Here is a 363-nt window from a genome sequence, read left to right on the forward strand (position 1 = left end):
TATATGTACCGCCTGCATCCGCAGACGGCGAAGATCGTCGAACTGGTGAAATCCGGCGCTGTGGGTGAAGTTCGCCTCATCTGGTCGAGCTTCGGCTTCAACATGGGCACGGTGAAGCCTGAACACCGCCTGTTCTCACAAGCGACGGCCGGCGGCGGCATTCTCGAAGTCGGCGGCTATCCGGTGTCGATGGTGCGGCTGATCGCCGGTGCCGTCGATGGCAAGCCCTTCCTCGATCCGGTGACGGTGCATGGCATCGCTGAGCTCGGCCAGACCGGCGCCGACGAATGGGCCTCAGCCATTCTCAAATTCCCCAACGGCATCATTGCCGAAGTCTCCTGCTCGATCATCGCGCAGCAGGAC

1 protein-coding gene is annotated in these 363 nt (G+C 62.0%); it reads left to right on the top strand.

Annotated elements, in window-relative coordinates; all coding sequences use genetic code 11:
- Window positions 1-3: 3 nt before the first annotated feature.
- Window positions 4-363 (top strand): Gfo/Idh/MocA family protein (locus AC1D0P_RS32285; RefSeq protein WP_477680448.1); only part of this gene is annotated, 360 nt, incomplete at its 3' end.

The sequence above is a fragment of the Polaromonas sp. P1_G2 genome, from assembly GCF_056405515.1.